A 2,344-nucleotide genomic window follows, 5' to 3' on the forward strand; every position below is an offset into this window, starting at 1 on the left:
TTGTGGATGCAGGTGGATTTTTGTGGATGGGATAAGGCAAAGATGCCTGGTTAACATATTGAAACTACATGCTAATCAGACATATTTGGACTTCCTGAAATAAGTTAGGTAACTTCAAAGTGAAAATGCTCTAACGTACGTCCGGGGCTGGCTGACCAGCCCCTTTCTCTTGGGAGATTTCAAATGCAAAGATTTCGTTCCTTCCCGCTGTTCCTTTGGCTCTTTCTGCTCTTCCTGTCTGCCCAGGCGGCCCACGGCGCAGACGCCACAAGCTTTGATTCCACAAAGGTGGCAGTAAAGGCCCAAGGATCGGGCGGCGTCCCGGTCGGGACCATCATTGCATGGCCAGTTGCGACGAACCCGGAAGATATGAGTAACTGGCTGGAATGTAACGGACAAAGCATCTCGCGGTCAGTTTATCCGGAACTGTTTGCGCTTGTGGGCGGAAGCGTGCCGGATCTGAAGGGACTGTTTCTCAGGGGACATGGGGGAAACAGCGCGGCGCTGGGCACGGCCCAAAACGATGCAATTAGGAATATTCAAGGGGTGATTGTTGGATTGCAGGATGGTGGGGCAGACGGTGTTTTTTATGTCAACCGTTCTTTTAATCCTGGCTTTGGCCACTACTCTGGTGGCTGGACAAATATTGCCCAATCCAAATTTGACGCCTCCCGCGTCGTACCCACAGCCGAAGAAAACCGCCCTAAAAATATGGCAGTACGCTACCTGATCCGAGTCCGGCCCTGATACTTGCCAATCAGGCATGAAGGGGTTATCTAAAAAGGGAACCCCGGCTCCTGCGTCAACAGGAACCGGGGCTGGCACGGCGCGGTTTGCGCCCCCGTGCACGGCTACCGCAGCGTTTTTACCTACGGCCCCGTATCAGTGCTCGCTGATACGGGGCCAGCCTCGTTTAAGGCCGACTGTCGCCCCGCAGCAGCAGGGCGAGGAGTACCAGCAACACCAAGACGACAAAGCGTCTCATGCGGCACCCCCTTTGATGGTTTGCGTCGTGCCGGGCGCAGATCTGGAAGGGGGTAGCCGTGCCCGTTCCTTATATTCTGATTCTCCCCGCCCGGCAATGTTTTCTACGGCAGTGCCGCGCTTATCCGGAACTGTTCGCGCTTGTGGGCGGGCGAGTTCCCGATTTGCGCGGACTTTTTTTGCGTGGTCACGGCTCCCATACGTCAACGCATTATGGCACCGTGACGCACAACAGTGCAGAACTTGGCCAGGTTCAGGGTGATGCGATCCGGGAGATTTGGGGGCGTTTTCCTGAACTGATCGCACCTGGTTGGGGAACAAGCACCCAGGGGGCCATGTACTACGGCAGCCCCTCGGATTCAGGCGTGCATCCGCCATTTGCAGGAGGGGGCTGGGCTAAACGCGGAGCCAATTTCTACGCTTCGCGTGTTACTCCAGTCGATAGCGAAATTCGTCCAGTGAACCGGGCTGTGCGCTACCTGATCCGGGCACGTTAAGGCATAGCCCTGATGAGATAGCGGACGGCCTGGTTATCGGGACGCACTTCATTGGCAACAGGCACACCGTAAGCGGCAGGAGAAACATCAATTCGATATTGATTACAGGTCCATCCTCCCCATGAAGCGGCAGGTGCTGAAATTCCCCATGAGCTGTTCCAGACGAATGCTCCACTTGCTCGTAAATCTGCTCCAAACCCCGTCCAAATATAACCGACACCATCATAATTTCTTGTAGCATGCCCCTGATGCGCTCCCAGCCCTGCGGAATTTCCCCCATGCCCCCGCAAAAAGAAAGTATTAACTAAATAATGTTTTAATGCCATCCAGAGTTCCATTCACATGAAATCTGGCAAAAAGAGCCATCGTCAAGTCAACCATGTGCAGACTTCGTGAAACAACGACCGACTTTCGGCGGAATCTGGCAAACCAGTGACGCTGGCGACAATTGTTCCTTTCTATGCGGACTGTGCCACTTTTCCCCTGAAGCAGATCGTTTTCGGCTATCTCCAGAGGACAAACCTTCCACTTGTCCGTACAGTAAAACCAGACTTTCCACTTTTTCAATCGCTCCATCAATCTGTGGAGGGTAGCCTGATCACGCCCTCCACATTCCCAGTCGATGAGTTGACCGGTATCACGACAATAGGCTTTCCAGATCCAAAGTTTGTTTTTTTGACTTTAGGGTGCGTCGTCAATTGATAATTGCTGACGAATAATTACTTCCTCTCTACCAACCTGGGGGGATGAATGATACCAGCTCACCGTCGCCACGATATATCTGATGGCCTTTGGGAAATTTTGAAACCACACTTGCCGGGCAGAGAGGGCGTCAGGGGAGTAACTGCGAAGGATAATCGTCT

3 protein-coding genes and 1 pseudogene are annotated in these 2,344 nt (G+C 53.2%); 3 read left to right on the plus strand and 1 reads right to left on the minus strand.

Going from position 1 to position 2,344, the window contains the following annotated elements:
* Positions 1-183: 183 nt before the first annotated feature.
* Entirely contained in the window at positions 184-747 is a 564-nt protein-coding gene (locus tag G7Y51_RS13355; protein ID WP_165178233.1) for a phage tail protein, read from the plus strand.
* Positions 748-1,043: 296 nt separating this feature from the next.
* The gene (locus tag G7Y51_RS13360; protein WP_165178235.1) at positions 1,044-1,481 is read left to right on the plus strand and encodes a hypothetical protein; all 438 of its coding nucleotides are present in this window, start codon (positions 1,044-1,046) and stop codon (positions 1,479-1,481) included.
* Here the strand turns inward: G7Y51_RS13360 and G7Y51_RS13365 are convergent.
* Entirely contained in the window at positions 1,478-1,807 is a 330-nt protein-coding gene (locus G7Y51_RS13365) for a hypothetical protein (protein WP_206214354.1), read from the minus strand. The two genes, G7Y51_RS13360 and G7Y51_RS13365, sit on opposite strands and share 4 nt — an antisense overlap.
* A 424-nt stretch (positions 1,808-2,231) precedes the next feature.
* On the opposite strand from G7Y51_RS13365, the pseudogene G7Y51_RS13845 reads away from it, so the two are divergent.
* Positions 2,232-2,344 (plus strand): annotated as a pseudogene (locus G7Y51_RS13845) (IS5/IS1182 family transposase); the annotation flags it as partial.

Origin of the sequence: Desulfovibrio sp. ZJ369 (assembly GCF_011039085.1) — a bacterium.
Classification (GTDB): domain Bacteria; phylum Desulfobacterota; class Desulfovibrionia; order Desulfovibrionales; family Desulfovibrionaceae; genus Desulfovibrio.

What these genes read in the sequence shown, in the direction of transcription:
- G7Y51_RS13355 (WP_165178233.1), top strand. Translation starts at nt 184, where the DNA reads ATGCAAAGATTTCGTTCCTTCCCGCTGTTCCTTTGGCTCTTTCTGCTC.
- G7Y51_RS13365 (WP_206214354.1), bottom strand. Translation starts at nt 1,807, where the DNA reads ATGGCATTAAAACATTATTTAGTTAATACTTTCTTTTTGCGGGGGCAT.